16 protein-coding genes are annotated in these 18626 nt (G+C 72.2%); 7 read left to right on the plus strand and 9 right to left on the minus strand.

The features are described from left to right. Positions 1-5: 5 nt before the first annotated feature. The gene (locus ACXNSR_RS13230; protein WP_458642251.1) at positions 6-452 is read right to left on the minus strand and encodes a gamma-glutamylcyclotransferase family protein; all 447 of its coding nucleotides are present in this window, start codon (positions 450-452) and stop codon (positions 6-8) included. Between the two features lie 261 nt (positions 453-713). Here ACXNSR_RS13230 and ACXNSR_RS13235 point away from each other — a divergent pair, with 261 nt between their 5' ends. Together ACXNSR_RS13235 and ACXNSR_RS13240 are read left to right on the plus strand one after the other, a co-directional pair. Continuing rightward, entirely contained in the window at positions 714-1256 is a 543-nt protein-coding gene (locus ACXNSR_RS13235) for a hypothetical protein (RefSeq protein WP_458642252.1), read from the plus strand. A 129-nt stretch (positions 1257-1385) separates the two neighbouring features. Continuing rightward, a complete protein-coding gene (locus ACXNSR_RS13240) occupies positions 1386-2087 on the plus strand; it encodes a class F sortase (RefSeq protein WP_458642253.1) in 702 nt (233 codons plus the stop codon). A 6-nt stretch (positions 2088-2093) separates the two neighbouring features. Here the strand turns inward: ACXNSR_RS13240 and ACXNSR_RS13245 are convergent, their stop codons facing one another. Genes ACXNSR_RS13245 through ACXNSR_RS13255 form a run of 3 tightly spaced genes read right to left on the minus strand, consistent with a single transcriptional unit; the run spans position 2094 to position 4530 of the window. After that, on the minus strand, positions 2094-2870 hold the full coding sequence (locus ACXNSR_RS13245) for a sulfite exporter TauE/SafE family protein (RefSeq protein WP_458642254.1): 777 nt from the start codon (positions 2868-2870) through the stop codon (positions 2094-2096). Between the two features lie 36 nt (positions 2871-2906). After that, on the minus strand, positions 2907-3206 hold the full coding sequence (locus tag ACXNSR_RS13250) for a hypothetical protein (RefSeq protein WP_458642255.1): 300 nt from the start codon (positions 3204-3206) through the stop codon (positions 2907-2909). A 28-nt stretch (positions 3207-3234) separates the two neighbouring features. Next, the gene (locus ACXNSR_RS13255; protein WP_458642256.1) at positions 3235-4530 is read right to left on the minus strand and encodes a ferredoxin reductase family protein; all 1296 of its coding nucleotides are present in this window, start codon (positions 4528-4530) and stop codon (positions 3235-3237) included. A 157-nt stretch (positions 4531-4687) separates the two neighbouring features. Here ACXNSR_RS13255 and ACXNSR_RS13260 point away from each other — a divergent pair, with 157 nt between their 5' ends. Genes ACXNSR_RS13260 through nirD form a run of 3 tightly spaced genes read left to right on the plus strand, consistent with a single transcriptional unit; the run spans position 4688 to position 8914 of the window. Then, on the plus strand, positions 4688-6058 hold the full coding sequence (locus tag ACXNSR_RS13260; protein ID WP_458642257.1) for an NAD(P)/FAD-dependent oxidoreductase: 1371 nt from the start codon (positions 4688-4690) through the stop codon (positions 6056-6058). Between the two features lies 1 nt (position 6059). Beyond that, complete coding sequence (gene nirB, locus ACXNSR_RS13265) at positions 6060-8585, plus strand: nitrite reductase large subunit NirB (protein ID WP_458642258.1); 2526 nt, start codon at positions 6060-6062, stop codon at positions 8583-8585. After that, on the plus strand, positions 8582-8914 hold the full coding sequence (nirD, locus tag ACXNSR_RS13270; RefSeq protein WP_030715551.1) for a nitrite reductase small subunit NirD: 333 nt from the start codon (positions 8582-8584) through the stop codon (positions 8912-8914). Before nirB ends, nirD begins: the two co-directional genes overlap by 4 nt. A 58-nt stretch (positions 8915-8972) precedes the next feature. Here the strand turns inward: nirD and ACXNSR_RS13275 are convergent, their stop codons facing one another. Together ACXNSR_RS13275 and ACXNSR_RS13280 are read right to left on the minus strand one after the other, a co-directional pair. After that, positions 8973-9380: a VOC family protein gene (locus tag ACXNSR_RS13275; RefSeq protein WP_382506383.1), complete on the minus strand. Its 408-nt coding sequence runs from the start codon at positions 9378-9380 to the stop codon at positions 8973-8975. A gap of 140 nt (positions 9381-9520) precedes the next feature. Further along, positions 9521-9985: a group III truncated hemoglobin gene (locus ACXNSR_RS13280; protein ID WP_458642259.1), complete on the minus strand. Its 465-nt coding sequence runs from the start codon at positions 9983-9985 to the stop codon at positions 9521-9523. A gap of 210 nt (positions 9986-10195) precedes the next feature. Between ACXNSR_RS13280 and ACXNSR_RS13285 the strand changes: the two genes are divergently transcribed. Beyond that, the gene (locus ACXNSR_RS13285; RefSeq protein ID WP_458642260.1) at positions 10196-11356 is read left to right on the plus strand and encodes an alkaline phosphatase PhoX; all 1161 of its coding nucleotides are present in this window, start codon (positions 10196-10198) and stop codon (positions 11354-11356) included. A gap of 139 nt (positions 11357-11495) precedes the next feature. On the opposite strand, the gene ACXNSR_RS13290 is transcribed toward ACXNSR_RS13285, so the two are convergent. From ACXNSR_RS13290 to dusB, 3 genes are all read right to left on the minus strand, one after another. Continuing rightward, positions 11496-12494 carry an ArsR/SmtB family transcription factor gene (locus ACXNSR_RS13290; protein ID WP_458642261.1) on the minus strand — a complete coding sequence of 333 codons (999 nt, stop codon included), beginning with the start codon at positions 12492-12494 and terminating at the stop codon, positions 11496-11498. Between the two features lie 384 nt (positions 12495-12878). Continuing rightward, positions 12879-15587 (minus strand): pyruvate, phosphate dikinase, encoded by a 2709-nt coding sequence (ppdK, locus tag ACXNSR_RS13295; RefSeq protein WP_458642262.1) that lies wholly within the window; start codon positions 15585-15587, stop codon positions 12879-12881. A gap of 364 nt (positions 15588-15951) precedes the next feature. Beyond that, on the minus strand, positions 15952-17112 hold the full coding sequence (gene dusB / locus ACXNSR_RS13300; RefSeq protein WP_376159130.1) for a tRNA dihydrouridine synthase DusB: 1161 nt from the start codon (positions 17110-17112) through the stop codon (positions 15952-15954). A gap of 33 nt (positions 17113-17145) precedes the next feature. Between dusB and ACXNSR_RS13305 the strand changes: the two genes are divergently transcribed. Beyond that, positions 17146-18594 carry an MFS transporter gene (locus ACXNSR_RS13305; protein WP_458642263.1) on the plus strand — a complete coding sequence of 483 codons (1449 nt, stop codon included), beginning with the start codon at positions 17146-17148 and terminating at the stop codon, positions 18592-18594. Positions 18595-18626 lie beyond the last annotated feature (32 nt).

Here is an 18626-nt window from a genome sequence, read left to right on the forward strand (position 1 = left end):
ACGGTTCAGCGGCGCGCGAACCAGTCGCCGCCGGGGATCTCGCTGCCCGATTCCCGCAGGTCGCGGGCGATCAGCGGAGCCGCCAGGTAGACCCAGGCGCGGACCGTGGTGCCGTCGGGGCGCAGGGCGGGCCGGGCGATCCGGTCGTACATGTTCCCCGGACGGCCCGGGCCCTGGTACTCCTCCAGCTGGTCCAGCGCGGCGAGCAGTTTCCCGTACGCGCCCGGCGCCGCCGTGATCAGCTCGCCGACGACCGACGTGCCGGGGCGGTGGACCGCGTACGGGTATCCGGGGCCGTCGTAGAGCGCCGCGTCCGGGAGGACGGCCGGCTCCTCCGAGGCCGTGCGGCCCCGCAGGAAGAGGTCGTGGTTGACCTCGCCCGGGCGCAGGGTCCCGTAGACGAAGAACGGGAGCGGATCGCTCGGGTCCGGAAGCCGTTCGACCGATGTCACGGGGCCCTCCCTCGGATATGGCGCGGCGGCGCGCGGGCCGGGTGTGCGTCCCGGCCCTCCCGCGCGCCCCACCACGGTACGCACCGCCGGAGTCACCCGGACGGCGCGGGTCGCTCCGATGACCGCGGCACCGATGTTGACCTGCGAGGAAGACCCCCGGGCGGGCGACGGAAAGGCGTACCTGACGGAACATCAGCAGGCGGCCGGCGGGCGGGCCGGGTTTCCTCGGAAGCACGACCCCGTGTCTCCAGGAGAGTCCCCATGCGCCGACGTACCGCACACCTGCTGACCGCGACCGCGCTGACCGCCGCCGCGTTCACCGGGCCGGTCGCCGGCGCGGTCGCCGCCGCGGACCTCGGTGTGGTGGGCTTCGCGCCCGGGGACTTCGCGCCGCTGGAGGTGTGGCCCAAGTCCGCCGCCCCCGGCGCCACCGTCACCGTGAACACCAGCGCCTGCGGCAGCGGCAGCCACGCGGACGGCGATGCCACCACGGTGGGCGGCGGCCGCTTCAAGCTGGTCCCGGGCACCCACAAGGAGGTGGTCGTGGGGCAGTTCCAGATCGCCCACGGCACCCGCGGCGGCACCTACGGCATCGGGGCGACCTGCGCGAACGGCAAGTTCGCCACCGGCAACCTGACCGTCACCGAGCGTGGCCCGCAGGGCCACGTCAACACCGGGGTGGGCGGTGGCACGACCACCACCACCGACCCCGCCAAGATCGCGGCGGGGGTGGCCGTGCTGGCCGCCGCCGCCGTCGGCGGTACCTGGCTCCTGCGTCGCCGGGCGAGCGGCACGCGGAGCTGACGGACGCCCACCGCGGCTCCGGCCGCGGTCCGACCGGTACCGTCCCCCGTCGCCCGCCCCGCGAGGTCCCCCCGTTCGCGGGGCCGGGCGACGGCCAGTCACCCCGAAACGGAAGCCGAGGGGGTACGCATGGGTGGCGACTTCGGTGGCGCGCGGGGCCGCGACCGCCCCGGATCCGCAGCGCACCCCGGGCGAGCGGCCCGCCGGGCCGTCCGCACCCCCACCGCCCGCCACGGCGGACTCGTCGCGCTCGCCGCCTGCGTCGGCATCTGGCTGGTGACCAGCGGTTCGCGCGAGCCCGTCGGACCGCCACTGCCCTCCCCCGCGGAGTCGCTGACCGCCGCCGGTGTGGTGGGCCCCGGGATCGCCCCGCTCCCCGGCTCCCCGCCGGCCCGGATCCGGATCCCCTCCATCCGGGTCGACGCCCCGCTGACCGGGCTCGGGCTGGATCCGCGCGGCAGCCTCGAAGTGCCGCCGCCGGACCGGCGCGACCTGGCCGGCTGGTACCGCGACGGCACCACCCCGGGCGCCACCGGCACGGCCGTCATCGCCGGGCACGTGGACGACGCCGCCGGGCCGGGGGTCTTCTACCACCTGGGCGCGCTGCGCCGCGGGGCCGCCATCGAGATCCCGCGCGCGGACGGCCGTACGGCGGTGTTCACGGTGCACGCGGTCGAGGTGTACGACGCCAAGGCCTTCCCCGACACCCGCGTGTACGGGCCTTCGGCGCGCGCCGAGCTGCGGGTGATCACCTGCGGCGGCGGCTTCTCGCCGCGCACGGGCTACCGCGGCAACGTGGTGGTCTTCGCGCACCTCACCGGGACCTACTAGGGCTGTCTAACCCCACTGCTCGAAGCCGAGCTTGAGCACCAGCGCACCCACCACCGTCAGCAGCACGCCGCGGACGAAGCCGCTGCCCTTCTTGAGCGCCATGCCGGCCCCGATCATGCCGCCGGCCAGGTTGAACACCGCCATCAGCGCGGCCAGCTGCCACAGCACCATGCCCTGGTAGGCGAACATCGCGAGCGCTCCGGCGTTGGTGCAGCAGTTCACGATCTTGGCGGTGGCGGAGGCGGTGACCAGGTCGAGGTGGAGCAGCGCCGTGAGCGCGAGCACCAGGAAGGTGCCGGTGCCGGGCCCGATGAGGCCGTCGTAGAAGCCGATGCCCAGGCCCGCGAGGCCGATGGCGAGCAGCACCCGCCGGCGGCTGACGGGCGCGGTCGAGGGGGCGGTGCCGAAGCCCGGCTTGAAGATCACGACGCCCGCGACGATCACGAGCACCACCATGATCAGCGGGCGGAGCGCGTCCTTGCTGATGCCGCCCGCGAGCGCGGCACCGCCCATCGAGCCGGCGAGGGCGGCCAGGCCGATGCGGACGGCCAGCTTCACGTTCACCGGGGCCTTGCGGACGTACGTCACGGCCGCCCCGGCGGTGCCGACGATGGCCACGGCCTTGTTGGTGCCGAGGACGGTGGCGGGGTGGGCGTTCGGCAGGCCGAGGAGGAGCGCGGGCAGGAGCAGCAGGCCGCCGCCGCCCACCACCGCGTCGATCCAGCCGGCCGCGGCCGCGGCCACGCACAGGACGATGATCATGGTCGTTGATATGTCAGGCACGAACCGACCCTATGGAGCTGTCGGTGCAGTGACCATTCAATTCCCCGAAACTTGCGCAAAGGTTGAGCTTTGCCGGGCCGGCACGCGGTCCGGGGCCACCGGAGCCGCCGGTTCAACGGTCGCCGTCAGCACGGTCGCGGCCAGCACACTGGCCGCCCCCAGCCCCGCCGCCAGCCGCCGCGCGGGCGGTACGGAGGCCAGCGCGGCCAGGGCGGCCCGCACCGGCGAGGGACGCCGCGGCCTGCGGTGCCGGGCCAGGTGCCGGGCCACGGCCACCGCCGCGGGAGCCTCGGCGCCGACGGGAACGGAGAGGGCGACGTGCAACGGGTGACGCATGGGGCGGTGACTCCTCGGGAAACGCGGCTCAGAAGGTGAAGCACTCGGAATGGACACGGCCGGCCGGCACCCCGGCCCGCAGCAGCGCGGCCCGGGTCGCCCCGGCCATCCCCGGCGGCCCGCACAGGTACACGTCGTGCTCGGCCAGGTCGGGCACCAGCGCGGCCAGCGCCTGCGGGGCCAGCGGGTCGTAGGCCGCACCGGACGGTCCGAGCAGGTAGTGCAGAGCGGCCTGCCGCTCGGCGGCGATGGCCTCCAGCTCGGCCCGCAGCACGAGGTGCTCCTCGGCCCCGGCCCGGTAGAGCAGGGTGATGTCCCCGGGGCCCCCGGGCAGCGTCTCGAACAGGGCCCGCATCGGGGTGATCCCGACCCCGCCCGCGATCAGCAGCACCTTGGGCCGGGTCCGCCGGGCGGCGGTGAGCGCGCCGAACGGCCCGGTGGCCAGCACCCGCGTGCCGGGACGCAGCCGGCGGATCCGGCGGGAGTGGCCGCCGATCCCCTTCACGGTGATCCGCAGCGCGTTCCCCCGGACGGGCGCGGACAGCGAGAACGGCAGGGCGGTGTGCCACAGCCGCCGCTGGAGGAACCGCCAGCGCAGGAACTGGCCCGGCTCCGCGCGCAGTTCCGCGAGGTGCTGTCCGTAGACGACGACGGAGACGACCCCGGGCCCCTCGACCCGGACGTCCGCGACCCGCAGCGCGTGCCGCAGGGCCTGCCGTACGGGCACCACGGCGCGGTACCAGAGCAGCAGGACGGCGACCACGCTGTGGGCGAGCGCCCAGAACCAGGCGACCGCGGACAGATCGGGCCCGGCGAGCTGGTGCCCGAAGGCGAGGGCGACGGCGAGGTGGACCAGCAGGTGCACCCCGCGCCAGGTTTCGTGCGGCACCCGGCGGCGTACCGCCCGGACGGAGGTCACGCCGACTGCGGCCAGCAGGACGGTCCCGGCCGCCGCCGCGGCGAGCGCGGGGTAACCGAGCAGCTCCGAGGCGGCCGAGACCACGTCGATCCCCTCGTGCACGGCATATCCGAACAGGGCGAAGAGCGCGTGCCCGAAGACGAGCAGCAGGACGTACCGGCCGCCGAGGGCGTGCCAGCGGGCGAGCCGGTCGGCGCCGACCCCGTGCTCCACGGCGGGCACCCGGGCCATCAGGAACAGCAGCACCAGCACCCCGTACCCGGCGAGCAGACCGGACAGGTGCGCGGCGGTGGCGAACAGCGCGTCGGGCCGGGCCGAGGGCCGCACCTGCGCCGCCCAGAGCAGGGTCACCACCCCCGCACCGCCCAGCATCCCGCCCCTCACCCGCACCACCGCATTCCGCATACGGATCACGCTAAGGGCGCAGGTGGCGGCCCTGACGACCCTTAAGGAGGCCTTGAGCAAGGCCTCACCGACCCTTAACCCGGGCGCTGAGGTCGGCGTTCCGTCCGGGTAACAGGGGCGATGCCGCGGGGAAACAGCGGCCCCGCACGCTCGTGGCATGACCTCGGACCAGCGTGTGGTGGTGATCGGCGGCGGCCTCGCGGGCCTGCGGCTCGCGCAGCGGCTCGGCCCGGCCGCGGCCGTGACCGTCCTCGGCGAGGAGACCCACGTGCCGTACAACCGGGTCCTGCTCGCCGAGGTCCTCGCGGGCCGGTACGCCCCGGAGGTGACGGCTCTCCCGGCGCCCGGCCCGGTGCTGCGGCGCGGGGTGCGGGCGGTGCGCGTGGACCGCGCGGAGCGGGCCGTGCACTGCGACGACGGCTCGGTGTCCCGGTACGACGCGCTGGTACTGGCCACGGGTTCGAACGCGGTGCTCCCGCCGCTGCGCGGGCTGTTCGAGCCCGAGGGGCGGGACCTCCCGGACGGGGTGCACGCCTTCCGCACGATGGACGACTGCCTGGCGCTCTCGGCGGCCGTGCGTCCCGGGGTCCGCGCGGTGGTGATCGGCGGGGGCCTGCTGGGCGTCTCGGCGGCCCGTGCACTGGCCGTGCGCGGCGCGCAGGTGGTCCTGGCCCAGCAGGGCGAGCGGTTGATGGAGCGCCAGCTGGACGCGGACGCCTCCGCCCTGCTGCACGCGCACCTGACCTCGCTCGGCGTCGAGATCCACACGGAATGCCGGGTCCGCGGCCTGCTCACGTCTGCCGTGCCGCTGCCGGGGGCTCTGCCCCCGGCCCCCCGCGCCTCAAACTCCCCCAGCTACCGCTGGGAGGTGCCCCCTGGCGAGGCCGGGCAAGATCCAGCCCCTCCGGCGTTTGAGGAGCGGGGTCCGGGGCGGAGCCCCAGCATCGGCGCCGCGCAGGGACATCGCAAAGTGACCGGGGTCGAGCTCGCCGACGGCTACAGGATGGCAGCCGACGTCGTCGTGCTCGCCTGCGGCGTCCGCCCCCGCACCGGCCTCGCCCGGGCCGCCGGGCTGGAGGTCCGCACCGGCATCGTGGTCGACGACCACCTCCGCACCGGCGACCCCCGCGTCCACGCCATCGGCGACTGCGCCGAGCACGCCGGCCAGGTGTACGGCCTGGCCGGCCCCGCCCTGGAGCAGGCCGACGCCCTGGCCGCCACACTCACCGGCCGGCCCACCCCCTACACCGGCACCCGCGCCCTCACCCGCCTCACCCTGCCGGGCGCGAAAGGCTCCCTCGACCTGGCCGCCTTCGGCGAGACCACCCCCCTGCCCGGCGACGACGTGGTCCGCCTCGCCGACGCCACCCGCCGCACCTACCGCAAGGTCGTCCTGCGGGGCGACCGCCTCGTCGGCGGCGTCCTGCTCGGCGAGCTCTCCACCGTGGGGGCCCTCGCCCGCACGTGGGAGGGCGGGGAACCACCGCACGACCTGTTCCACCTGCTCACCGACGACGGAGGCCACTGACATGACCGAGCCCCTGCCCACGATCGTGCTCATCGGGCACGGCATGGTCGGCCAGCGCTACCTCGAAGCGCTCGCCGAGCGCGGGGTCACCGCCACGCACCGGATCACCGTGCTCTGCGAGGAGCCCCGGCCCGCCTACGACCGCGTGCACCTGACCTCGTACTTCTCCGGCAGCACCGCCGAGGACCTGTCCATGACGCCCGCCGGGTTCATGGAGGAGCACGGCATCGCCCTCCACCTCGGCGACCCGGCCGAGCACATCGACCGGGCCGCCCGCAGCGTCACCTCCCGGTCCGGGCAGGTGTTCCCGTACGACGTCCTCGTGCTGGCCACCGGCAGCTATCCCTTCGTGCCGCCGGTCCCGGGCAAGGACGCCCCCGGCTGCTTCGTCTACCGCACGATCGAGGACCTGCTCGCGATCGAGGAGTACGCGAAGGGCCGCGCCTGCGGCGCGGTCGTCGGCGGCGGTCTCCTCGGACTGGAGGCCGCCGGCGCCCTCCAGGGGCTGGGCCTGGCCACCCGTATCGTCGAGTTCGCCCCGCGCCTGATGCCCGTACAGGTCGACGAGGGCGGCGGCGCGGCCCTGCTGCGCACCATCGAGTCCATGGGGCTGACCGTCCACACCGGCGTCGGCACCCAGGAGGTGGTGACCGGCGAGGACGGACACGTCAGCGGAATGCGGCTCTCCGACGGTTCCACCGTCGACACCGACCTCGTCGTCTTCTCCGCCGGCGTCCGCCCCCGCGACCAGCTGGCCCGCGACGCCGGACTGGACGTCGGCGAGCGCGGCGGCATCGCGGTCGACGCCCGCTGCCGCACCTCCGACCCGTACGTCTACGCCATCGGGGAGTGCGCCCTCGCCGTCGACGGCCGGGTCTACGGGCTGGTCGCCCCCGGCTACGAGATGGCCGAGACGGCCGCCGACGACCTGCTGGGCCGCGCGAAGGAGTTCACCGGGGCCGACCTCTCCACCAAGCTGAAGCTCCTCGGCGTGGACGTGGCCTCCTTCGGCGACGCCCACGGCACCACCCCGGACAGCCTCGACGTCGTCTGGTCCGACTCCCGCTCCGGGGTCTACAAGAAGCTGGTCGTCTCCCCCGACGGCGTCCTCCTCGGCGGGGTGCTGGTCGGCGACGCGGACGCCTACGGGCTGCTGCGCCCGCTCACCGGAAGCGTCCCGCCCGTGTCCCCCGAGCAGCTGGTGCTGCCCGCCGGGGCCGGTGCCCCGGTCGCGCTCGGTCCGTCCGCGCTCCCCGACCACGCGGTGATCTGCTCCTGCCACAACGTCACCAAGAAGGCCATCGCCGCCTGTGACACCCTCGCCGAGGTCAAGAAGTGCACCAAGGCGGGCACCGGCTGCGGCTCCTGCGTCAAGGTGATCGGCCAGCTGCTGCCGGCCGCCGCCGACAAGGGGCTGTGCGGCTGCTTCCCCTTCACCCGGGCCGAGCTCTACGAGATCGTCCGCACCCGCCGGCTGACCTCGTACGAGGAGATCCTCGACGGCCACGGCCGCCCGGAGGCCCGCGGCGGCGACGGCTGCGAGGTCTGCAAGCCCGCCATCGGCTCGATCATCGCCTCGCTCGCCCCGACCCTCGGGGCCAGCGGCTACGTCCTGGACGGGGAGCAGGCCGCCCTCCAGGACACCAACGACCACTTCCTCGCGAACATGCAGCGCAACGGCTCCTACTCGGTCGTCCCGCGCATCCCCGGCGGTGAGATCACCCCCGACAAGCTGATCGTGATCGGCGAGGTGGCCCGTGACTTCGGCCTCTACACGAAGATCACCGGCGGCCAGCGGATCGACCTCTTCGGGGCGAGCGTGGACCAGCTCCCGCGGATCTGGGCCCGCCTCGTCGACGCCGGTTTCGAGTCCGGACACGCCTACGGGAAGGCCCTGCGCACGGTGAAGTCCTGCGTGGGGCAGACCTGGTGCCGCTACGGGGTCCAGGACAGCGTCCGGATGGCCATCGACCTGGAGCTCCGCTACCGGGGACTGCGCGCCCCGCACAAACTCAAGTCGGCGGTCTCCGGCTGCGCCCGCGAGTGCGCGGAGGCGCAGAGCAAGGACTTCGGCGTCATCGCGACGGCGAGTGGCTGGAACCTGTACGTGGGCGGCAACGGCGGGGCCACCCCGCGCCACGCCGACCTGCTGGCCCAGGACCTGTCGGACGCGGAACTGGTCCGGCTGATCGACCGGTTCCTGATGTTCTACATCCGCACCGCCGACCGGCTGGAGCGGACCTCCACCTGGCTGGAGCGGCTGGAGGGGGGCCTCGCGCACCTGCGGGACGTGGTCGTGCACGACTCGCTCGGACTGTGCGCGGAGCTGGAGGCCCTGATGGCCGACCACGTGGCGCACTACCGGGACGAATGGGCCGAGACGCTCCAGGACCCGGAGCGGCTGCGCCGGTTCGTGTCCTTCGTCAACGCGCCCGGCGCCCCCGACCCGACCGTCAAGTTCGTCCCCGAGCGCGACCAGGTCAAGCCCGACCTGGCCGTCCTGACCATAGGAGGACCCGTCCGATGACCGTGGAACTGCAGGTTGCGCAAGGCTGGCTGACGGTGTGCGAGCTGTCCTCGCTCATCCCCGGGCGCGGGGTGGCGGCGCTACTGCCCGACGGGAGCCAGGCCGCGGTGTTCGTCGACCGCGCGGGGCGCCCGTACGCCATCGGCAACCAGGACCCCTTCACCGGGGCGCAGGTGCTCTCGCGGGGGCTGGTCGGGACGGCGGGGGGCCGGCCCTTCGTGGCGTCCCCGCTGCTGAAGCAGCGCTTCGACCTGGAGTCGGGGCGCTGCCTGGACGACGAGGAGACCGCGGTCCGGACCTACCCGGTGCGGACCGCCGTGACCTCGTGACCTCGTGACCTCGTGAAGCCGTGCCCTCGTGACCGCCCGGCCGCGGGGTGGAACGTGATCAGCCCTGGACCATCGACGGGTCCATCCACATGATTTCCCAGGTGTGACCGTCGAGGTCGTCGAAGGCACGGCCGTACATGACGCCGTGGTCCTGGGCGGGCCGGGGTTCGGTGGCACCGGCCGCCAGGGCCCCGTCCACCAGCTCGTCGACCGCGGTGCGGCTCTCGGCGCTCAGACAGAGCAGCACCTCGGACGTCTTCGTGGCGTCCGCGATCTCCTTGTGGGTGAAGTCCTTGTAGCGGGCCTCGGTCAGGAGCATCGCGACGATGGTGTCGCTGATGACCATCGAGGCGCAGTTCTCGTCGGTGAACTGGGCGTTGAAGGAGTAGCCCAGCCTGCTCCAGAAGGCCTTGCTGGCGTCCAGGTCCTTGACCGGCAGGTTGACGAAGATCATGGTGGCGGACATCGAGGTCCCTCTTCTCCCGTGTGCGGTGCCCGGAGCGTGCTGTCCGGTGCTTTCGAGAGGTAGACCACGGGTCCCCGGGAAACTCATCGCTCCCCCGCGAAGTTTCTTCGAATTTTCTTGTCGGCCCGCGAAGTCGCAGGTCAGGCCACTGGCGCGAGGCTCAGCTCCAGCGCCGCCAGCGGAATGAAGCCGACGGCGTCCGTGCCCTGCAACGAGGCCCCGGGCCCGGCGAGGCGCTGGTGGAGGTTCAGCGCGATCCGCTCCCCCTGCCCCTTGGCCCGTTCGGCGTTCGGCCCCCGGTGCAGTCCGTCGATCGCGGCCCGCCACAGCTGCACCCAGCGGCCGAAGTCGGCGGCGGTCAGCTCGCGCACCGCGTGCAGGGAGGCGTGCGGGGCGAAGGCGTCGCGCCGGTAGTCGGCGGTGCGGAAGAGGGCCCGCTCCCAGAAATCGGCGATCCGGGGCAGGTGGACCTCCAGGTCCGTGCCCGCGAGTTCGGTGAAGAAGGGCCCGATCCGCCGGTCGGCGAAGGCGGCCGTGTAGAAGCGGAGCAGCACGACGTCGAGGTCGGCACGGCCCGAGATGTCGGCGGCGGCGAAGTGGTCCATTGCTCCACCATCCTCCCGCACCGGAGGCCCGCCCGGGGCGGAAAGTCCCGCGGTGCGCGGCGCCGCGCCGCGGCCGGCGGATTGCACGTCGGGCGGACGCCCGTGCGTCACGGGGAGTTGGCGCCACGGCAACTGGCACCTCCTAGGTTCCTCCACGCGTGCGACCCCGTGTCCGACCGGCCGCGGGGCCTTCCTCCCACAGGAGTGACCGTGGAACGTCGTACCTTCCTGCGCGGCGCAGTGATCGGTTCGTCCGCCGCCGCCTTCGGCGGCACGTTGATGCACGGGGCCGCCTACGCCGCCCCCGCCCAGCCGGGTGCGGGCCCCTACGGGGCGCTCGGCGCGGCCGACGCCAACGGCATCATGCTGCCCAGCGGATTCACCAGCCGGGTCATCGCCCGGTCGGGCCAGACCGTCAGCGGCACGTCGTACGCCTGGCACAGCGCCCCCGACGGCGGTGCGTGTTTCGCCGACGGCTCGGGCTGGATCTACGTGTCCAACTCGGAGATCAACCCTTCGGGCGGCGCGAGCGCGGTGAGGTTCAACTCCTCCGGAACCGTCACCGGCGCCTACCGCATCCTGTCCAACACCAGGCAGAACTGCGCGGGCGGCAAGACCCCCTGGAACACCTGGCTGTCCTGCGAGGAGGTCAGCCTCGGCTACGTCTACGAGACCGACCCGTACGGGGTGAACGCGGCCGTGCAGCGTCCCGCGATGGGCCGCTTCAAGCACGAGGCGGCCGCCGCCGACCCGGTGCGCCAGGTGATCTACCTGACCGAGGACGAGACCAACGGCTGCTTCTACCGCTTCATCCCGACCACCTGGGGCAACCTCTCCTCCGGCACCCTCCAGGTCCTGAAGGCCGGCACGGCCACCTCCGGCTCCTTCACCTGGCAGAACGTCCCCGACCCGGACGGCTCCCCGACCGCGACCCGCAGCCAGGTCTCGGGCTCGAAGAAGTTCAACGGCGGCGAGGGCTGCCACTACGCCAACGACACCGTCTGGTTCACCACCAAGGGCGACAACCGGGTCTGGCAGCTGAACCTGGCGAACGACACGTACGAGCTGGCCTACGACGACTCGCTCGTGCCCGGCGGCGCGGCCCCGCTGACCGGCGTCGACAACGTCACCGGGTCCTCGTACGGCGACCTGTACGTCGCCGAGGACGGCGGCAACATGGAGATCTGCGTGATCACCCCGGACGACGTGGTGGCGCCCTTCCTGCGGATCACCGGCCAGTCCTCCTCCGAGATCACCGGCCCGGCCTTCTCGCCCGGCGGCAACCGGCTCTACTTCTCCAGCCAGCGCGGTACGAGCGGCAGCTCGTCCGGCGGCATCACCTACGAGGTGACGGGCCCCTTCCGCACCTGAGCCCCGCCAGGGGGCACCTCCCAGCGGTAGCTGGGGGAGTTCGAGGCGCGGGGTCCGGTGCGGAGCCCCGGCAACGGCGCCGCACCCGCACAACCGGCCGCACCCCCACGGGCGACCCCGCAGGGGTGCGGCGGCCGCGTCACGACGCCACGGCCCCGCCCTTCAGCAGTGCGGCCCCCAGCGGCGTCACGGTGTGCAGCACCGCGTTCCCCCGCCGCAGCGTGGTCACCAGCCCCGCCTCCCGCATCACGCAGGCGTGCTGGCTCGCGGAGGCCAGCGAGACCCCGGCCCGGCGGGCCAGCTCGCTGGTGGTCGCGCCGTCCCCTATGGCCCTCAGGACCACCGAGCGGGTGTGCCCGACCAGCTTCCCCAGGGTGCGCTGGCGCTGTTCCTCCACGGGCCGCGCCGCCTCGCCCCCGGCCGGTGCCGAGGCCAACTGCGCCGCGGCCGGGTAGACCAGCACCGGCGGCAGCTCCGGGTCGTGCAGGGTCACCGCGGTGCGCCGGCAGAAGAAGGACGGCTGGAGCAGCAGCCCGCGCCCCCGCAGCCGTACGTCACGGTCCACGGGGTAGTCGCACTCCAGCACCGGGGCACGCCAGCGCAGCATCGGCGGCAGCGAGTCCAGCAGTTCGTCCGCGCCGCCGTCCAGCAGGGCGCGGCCGCGCGCGGCGCGCTCGGCCTCGATCTGGGCCTGGATATGCGTCCAGTACGGCTCCACGGCGGCCCGGTGGTACGCGCGGAGCTCGCCCATGAGCCGTGGCAGCTGCTTGTCGCCGGCGTCCATGAACTCCCGCAACCGCGGGGTCATCGGCGCACCGGCGCCCAGCAGCTGCAGCTCGCGCCGCATGCGCTCGGGACGGATCCCGCGCAGCGCGTCGAGACCCACGTCCCACCCGTACTGCCCCTCCACAGGGGTCAAGAAATCGGGGAAATAGCCACGACTCGGTATGAGTATGCCGAGCGTGCGTGTTTCACTATTCAACCTGCTCCGGGTTTCCGTACGCCATTCACCGAACAACCGGGCATCGCGCCGGTCCCTTAAGCGGTGAAAGCTCAGAATCGTTTCCCACAACGCATCGGGACGCCCTGCCATCCGTACGCGTGCCAGGTCCACTCCAGTGAAATGGATACGCAGCACCGAACCCCCACCTGTGCAACCGCAATCCCCCCGCTCCATGAGTATGCACGCCGTCACGCGTTGTCACCACGCCCTTTCGGCCACAGTTGAAACCCCTTTCGGCGGGGGCGTGACAACCGAAATCCTGTACTCCGCCGGGCACACTCCGGTGCGACCGAAACGCTCCGCGAAGGCCGTGGGGGGCTTTGCGGGGCCTGGCGGTCGGTCGCACCGGGAAGCGCCGACGTGCCCGGCAGAATGACAGCGGCGGTGGACGGGTGGGGATCCGTCCACCGCCTGCTGGCGTAAAGATTTGTTGAACAACAAAAATAGGCGCGCCCGCCCCCGGGCAGTCAGGGAACCCGGGGACAGGCGCGGTCTATGGGGCCCAAGGCGGGCCGTGGGTCAGCGGCTGTCGCTGCCCTTCGCCTCGGCGGCCGCACGGCCGGCCTCCAGGCGCGCCACCGGAATCCGGAAGGGCGAGCAGGAGACGTAGTCGAGGCCGACCTCGTGGAAGAAGTGGACGGACTCGGGGTCGCCGCCGTGCTCACCGCAGACGCCGAGCTTGAGGTCGGGACGGGTGGCCCGGCCCAGCTTGGCCGCGTGCCGGACCAGCGAGCCGACGCCGTCCTTGTCGATGGTCTCGAAGGGCGAGACCCCGAAGATTCCCTTCTCCAGGTAGGCGGTGAAGAAGCTGGCCTCGACGTCGTCGCGGGAGAAGCCCCACACCGTCTGGGTCAGGTCGTTCGTGCCGAAGGAGAAGAACTGCGCGGCCTCGGCGATCTGGTCGGCGGTCAGCGCGGCGCGCGGCAGCTCGATCATCGTGCCGATGGTCAGCTTGAGGTCGGTGCCGGTGGCGGCCTCGACATCGGCGATGACCGCGTCGGCCTCGTCGCGGACGATCTCCAGCTCCTGGACGGTGCCGACGAGCGGGACCATGATCTCGGCGCGCGGGTCGCCCTTGGCGTTCTTGCGCTCGGCGGCGGCCTCGGCGATCGCCCGGACCTGCATCTTGAACAAGCCGGGGATGACCAGGCCGAGGCGGACGCCGCGCAGACCCAGCATCGGGTTCTGCTCGTGCAGCTTGTGCACGGCCTGGAGCAGGCGCAGGTCGTTCTCGTTGTGGTCCTTGCGGGACTCGGCGAGGGCGACGCGGACCGACAGCTCGGTGATGTCGGGCAGGAACTCGTGCAGCGGCGGGTCCAGGAGGCGGACGGTGACGGGCAGGCCGTCCATCGCCTCGAACAGCTCGACGAAGTCCTTCTTCTGCAGCGGCAGGAGGGCACTGAGTGCCTCCTCGCGCTCTTCGTCGGTGTCCGCGAGGATCAGTCGCTCCACGAGTTCACGGCGCTCGCCGAGGAACATGTGCTCGGTGCGGCACAGGCCGATGCCCTGGGCGCCGAAGCGGCGGGCGCGCAGCGCGTCCTCGGCGTTGTCGGCGTTGGCGCGCACGCGCAGGCGGCGGACGCGGTCCGCGTAGGCCATGATCCGGTGCACGGCGGCGACGAGCTCGTCGGCGTCGTCGGCGCCGGCGTGCATGCGGCCCTCGAAGTACTCGACGACCGGGGACGGTACGACGGGTACCTCACCGAGGTAGACCTTGCCGGTGGAGCCGTCGATGGAGACGACGTCGCCCTCTTCGATGACCGTGTCGCCGACCGTCATGCGGCGGCGCTTGGTGTCGACGTCGAGCTCCTCGGCGCCGCAGACGCAGGTCTTGCCCATGCCGCGGGCGACGACGGCCGCGTGGGAGGTCTTACCGCCGCGCGAGGTCAGGATGCCCTCGGAGGCGATCATGCCGTCCAGGTCGTCCGGGTTGGTCTCGCGGCGGATCAGGATGACCTTCTCGCCGGAGCGGGACCACTTGACGGCCGTGTAGGAGTCGAAGACGGCCTTGCCGACCGCCGCGCCCGGGGAGGCGGCGATGCCGCGGCCGAGCAGGGTCGTCCTGGCACCCTCGTCGAAGCGCGGGAACATCAGCTGGGCCAGCTGGTGGCCGCTGACGCGCTGGAGGGCCTCGGCCTCGTCGATCAGGCCCTGGTCGACGAGCTGGGTGGCGATGCGGAAGGCCGCGCCCGCGGTGCGCTTGCCGACGCGGGTCTGCAGCATCCACAGCTGGCCGCGTTCGATGGTGAACTCGATGTCGCAGAGATCCTTGTAGTGGGTCTCCAGCGTCGTCATGATCGTCATGAGCTGGTCGTACGAGGCCTTGTCGATGGCCTCCAGGTCCGCGAGCGGCACGGTGTTGCGGATGCCCGCGACGACGTCCTCGCCCTGGGCGTTCTGCAGGTAGTCGCCGTAGACGCCCGCGTGGCCGCTGGCGGGGTCACGGGTGAAGGCGACGCCGGTGCCGGAGTCGGGGCCGAGGTTGCCGAAGACCATGGAGCAGACGTTGACCGCGGTGCCCAGGTCGCTCGGGATGCGCTCCTGGCGGCGGTAGAGCTTGGCGCGGTCGGTGTTCCACGAGTTGAAGACGGCCTCGACGGCGAGGTCGAGCTGCTCGCGGGCGTCCTGCGGGAAGTCGCGGCCGGCCTGCTTGGCGACGATCTTCTTGAAGCGGGTGACCAGCTTCTTCAGGTCGGCGGCGTCGAGGTCGGTGTCGACGGTGACCTTCTTGGCGGCCTTGGCCTCGTCGAGGGCTTCCTCGAAGAGCTCGCCGTCGACGCCCAGCACGGTCTTGCCGAACATCTGGATGAGGCGGCGGTAGGAGTCCCAGGCGAAGCGCTCGTTGCCGGCCTGGGAGGCGAGGCCCTTCACGGAGTCGTCGGAGAGGCCGATGTTCAGGACGGTGTCCATCATGCCGGGCATCGAGAACTTCGCGCCGGAACGCACGGAGACCAGCAGCGGGTCGTCCGACTGCCCGAGCTTCTTGCCCATCTTCGCCTCGAGGGCGGCGAGGTGCGCGCTGACCTCTTCGCGCAGCGCGGCCGGGGCCGAGCCGCTCTCGAGGTAGACCTTGCAGGCCTCGGTGGTGATGGTGAAGCCGGGAGGGACCGGCAGACCCAGGTTGGTCATCTCGGCGAGGTTGGCACCCTTGCCGCCGAGAAGGTCCTTGAGGTCGCGGTTGCCCTCGGTGAAGTCGTAGACGAACTTCTGATCTTTGTTTTCCGACACGGGTCTCGACTCCTCGAGGCTCGGTGGCTGCCCTGACGGCCAGGAACATACCCAGATCGAAGGCTTCTGGGTACGTCCACTTGGTCGTCATACGGCTGTAACCACCCGTGCGCCAGCAGATCGAAAGTAACTCATGGGTAATCAGAACGTACGAACAGCGTTCACATCCCGAAGGGTGAGGGGGCTCCTGAGGCCTGATCACGCTCGGATGAGCGATCATCGATACATTTGCATTCAAGTATTGAACGCACAAAGGGTGGCACCCAGTGCCACCCTTTGAAAGTCTTACCCGTGACTTCTGCGCTCATCTGAGCGAAACCCTTCCCATGCGTGGCGTATATCACGCACCACGGAGGGCGATTTGTCAGCCTCCGGAGGTGTCCAGTTCAGCGTCCTCGCTCACACCGGCGCAGTCGTACGGGTCCTTCAGCCAGCCGTCCGGCAGGACAACTCGGTTGTTTCCGGACGTCCGACCGCGGGGTCCGTCAGCGCTCTCCGGCCACGCTTGATCCAGATCGAGCTCGCTCAGATGAGCGTCCAGCTCGGCCAGGGACGAGGTGACCGCGAGCTTCTTGCGCATCTCGGAGCCCACCGAGAAGCCCTTGAGGTACCAGGCCACGTGCTTACGGAAGTCGATCACCCCGCGCGCCTCGTCGCCGATCCACTCCCCCAGCAGCTGCGCATGGCGGTGCATGGTGGTCGCCACCTCGCGCAGGGTGGGCTTGTGGAAGTCCTCGGGGCGCCCCTCGAAGGCCGCCACCAGGTCGTTGAACAGCCACGGGCGCCCCAGGCAGCCGCGTCCCACGACCACGCCGTCGCAGCCGGTCTCGCGGACCATGCGCAGCGCGTCCTCGGCGCACCAGATGTCGCCGTTGCCGAGCACCGGGATCTCCGGCACGTGCTCCTTCAGCCGCGCGATGGCGTCCCAGTCGGCGGTGCCGCCGTAGTGCTGGGCGGTGGTCCGGCCGTGCAGGGCTATGGCGGTGACGCCCTCCTCGACGGCGATCCGGCCCGCGTCGAGGTAGGTGAGGTGCTCGTCGTTGATGCCCTTGCGCATCTTCATGGTGACCGGCAGGTCACCGGCGCCGGCGACGGCCTCGCGCAGGATCGCGCGCAGCAGGTTGCGCTTGTACGGGAGGGCCGAGCCGCCGCCCTTGCGGGTCACCTTGGGGACCGGGCAGCCGAAATTGAGGTCGATGTGGTCGGCGCGGTCCTCTTCGACGATCATGCGGACCGCCTTGCCGACCGTGACCGGGTCCACCCCGTACAGCTGAATCGAGCGGGGCTTCTCGGTCTCGTCGAAATGGATCAGCTGCATGGTCTTCTCGTTGCGCTCGACCAGGGCGCGGGTCGTGATCATCTCGCTCACGAACAGCCCCTTGCCGCCCGAGAACTCCCGGCAGAGGGTACGGAACGGGGCGTTGGTGATGCCGGCCATGGGTGCGAGCACCACCGGGGGCTGCACGGTGTGCGGGCCGATCGCGAGGGGCGGAGGGAGCGTGGTCATCCGCCCATTGTCCCGCATGCCGAGGGGGTGGGGGGGACGTAGCATCGGCGCATGATCGAGCCGAGTCCCCGGCAGCGCACGCTCGTCCTCGCGATCTGCTGCATGAGCCTGCTGATCGTCAGCCTCGACAACACCGTGCTCAACGTCGCTCTGCCCTCGATGCGCCGCGACCTGGGCGCCTCGGTCTCGGGGCTGCAGTGGAGCATCGACGCCTACACCCTCGTGCTGGCCTCGCTGCTGATGCTCGCGGGGTCCACGGCCGACCGGATCGGGCGCCGGAAGGTGTTCGTGGCGGGGCTGGTGGCCTTCACCGGCGGCTCGCTGCTCTGCTCGCTCGCCCCCGGACTCGACTGGCTCATCGTCTTCCGGATGGTGCAGGCGGTGGGCGGCGCGATGCTCAACCCGGTGGCGATGTCGATCATCACCAACACCTTCACCGATCCCGCCGAGCGGGCCCGGGCCATCGGCGTGTGGGGTGCGGTCGGGGGCGTCTCCATGGCGGCGGGACCCCTGATCGGCGGGGTGCTGGTGGATTCCGTGGGCTGGCGCTCGATCTTCCTGATCAACCTGCCGATCGGTCTGGCGGCGTTCGCGCTGACCCTTCGGCACATCCCCGAGTCCCGGGCGGCCCGGCCGCGCCGCCCGGACCCGCTGGGGCAGGTGCTGGTCATCGCCCTGCTGGGCAGTCTGACGTACGGGATCATCGAGGCCCCGGCCGCCGGCTGGCGCTCGCCGCTGATCATGGGCTGCGCGGTGGTGGCCGTCGCCTCGTTCGTGGGGCTGCTGATCCACGAACCCCGCCGCGAGGAGCCGCTGATCGATCTCCGGTTCTTCCGGAGCGCGCCCTTCAGCGGATCGACCGTGATCGCGATCAGCGCCTTCGCCGGCCTGGCCGGTTTCCTCTTCCTGAACACGCTGTACCTCCAGGACGTACGGGGGCTCAGCGCCCTGCACGCCGGGCTCTACATGCTGCCCATGGCCGGCCTGACCGTCCTGTTCGCGCCGCTGGCCGGGCGGCTGGTGGGCAGTCGCGGGCCGCGGATCTGCCTGCTGATCGCGGGGGTGGCGATGGCGTCCAGCGGGCTGTTGTTCGCCCTGTTCGAGGCCGAGACGTCCAACCCGCTCCTGTTCACCGGGTACATGCTGTTCGGGCTCGGCTTCGGCATGGTGAACGCGCCGATCACCAATACGGCGGTGTCCGGGATGCCGCGCTCCCAGGCCGGGGTGGCGGCCGCCATCGCCTCCACCAGCCGGCAGACCGGCGGCACCCTGGGCGTCGCGGTCATCGGCTCGGTGCTGGCGGCCGGGTTGGCGAACGGCGCGGACTTCTCGGGCGCGGCCCAGCCGGCCTGGTGGATCATCACGATCTGCGGGCTGCTCGTCCTGGTCGTGGGGGCGGCGACGAGCGGCGCATGGGCCCGCGCGACGGCGGAGCGGACCGCCCGCACGCTGGAGGAGTCGGTCGGCGCCGCCGCCGTGACGGGTTCCCCGCGGACCTAGGCCGTCCTTCCGGATCCTGCCGGGCTCGCGAA

Source organism: Streptomyces sp. NC-S4 (assembly GCF_054353315.1).

Excerpts from the sequence above, each read along its gene's own strand:
- ACXNSR_RS13235 (WP_458642252.1), top strand. The coding sequence starts at position 714 with ATGCGCCGACGTACCGCACACCTGCTGACCGCGACCGCGCTGACCGCC.
- ACXNSR_RS13240 (WP_458642253.1), top strand. The coding sequence starts at position 1,386 with ATGGGTGGCGACTTCGGTGGCGCGCGGGGCCGCGACCGCCCCGGATCC.
- ACXNSR_RS13250 (WP_458642255.1), bottom strand. The coding sequence starts at position 3,206 with ATGCGTCACCCGTTGCACGTCGCCCTCTCCGTTCCCGTCGGCGCCGAG.
- ACXNSR_RS13255 (WP_458642256.1), bottom strand. The coding sequence starts at position 4,530 with ATGCGGAATGCGGTGGTGCGGGTGAGGGGCGGGATGCTGGGCGGTGCG.
- ACXNSR_RS13260 (WP_458642257.1), top strand. The coding sequence starts at position 4,688 with ATGACCTCGGACCAGCGTGTGGTGGTGATCGGCGGCGGCCTCGCGGGC.
- nirB (WP_458642258.1), top strand. The coding sequence starts at position 6,060 with ATGACCGAGCCCCTGCCCACGATCGTGCTCATCGGGCACGGCATGGTC.
- nirD (WP_030715551.1), top strand. The coding sequence starts at position 8,582 with ATGACCGTGGAACTGCAGGTTGCGCAAGGCTGGCTGACGGTGTGCGAG.
- ACXNSR_RS13275 (WP_382506383.1), bottom strand. The coding sequence starts at position 9,380 with ATGTCCGCCACCATGATCTTCGTCAACCTGCCGGTCAAGGACCTGGAC.
- ACXNSR_RS13280 (WP_458642259.1), bottom strand. The coding sequence starts at position 9,985 with ATGGACCACTTCGCCGCCGCCGACATCTCGGGCCGTGCCGACCTCGAC.
- dusB (WP_376159130.1), bottom strand. The coding sequence starts at position 17,112 with ATGCGGGACAATGGGCGGATGACCACGCTCCCTCCGCCCCTCGCGATC.
- ACXNSR_RS13305 (WP_458642263.1), top strand. The coding sequence starts at position 17,146 with ATGATCGAGCCGAGTCCCCGGCAGCGCACGCTCGTCCTCGCGATCTGC.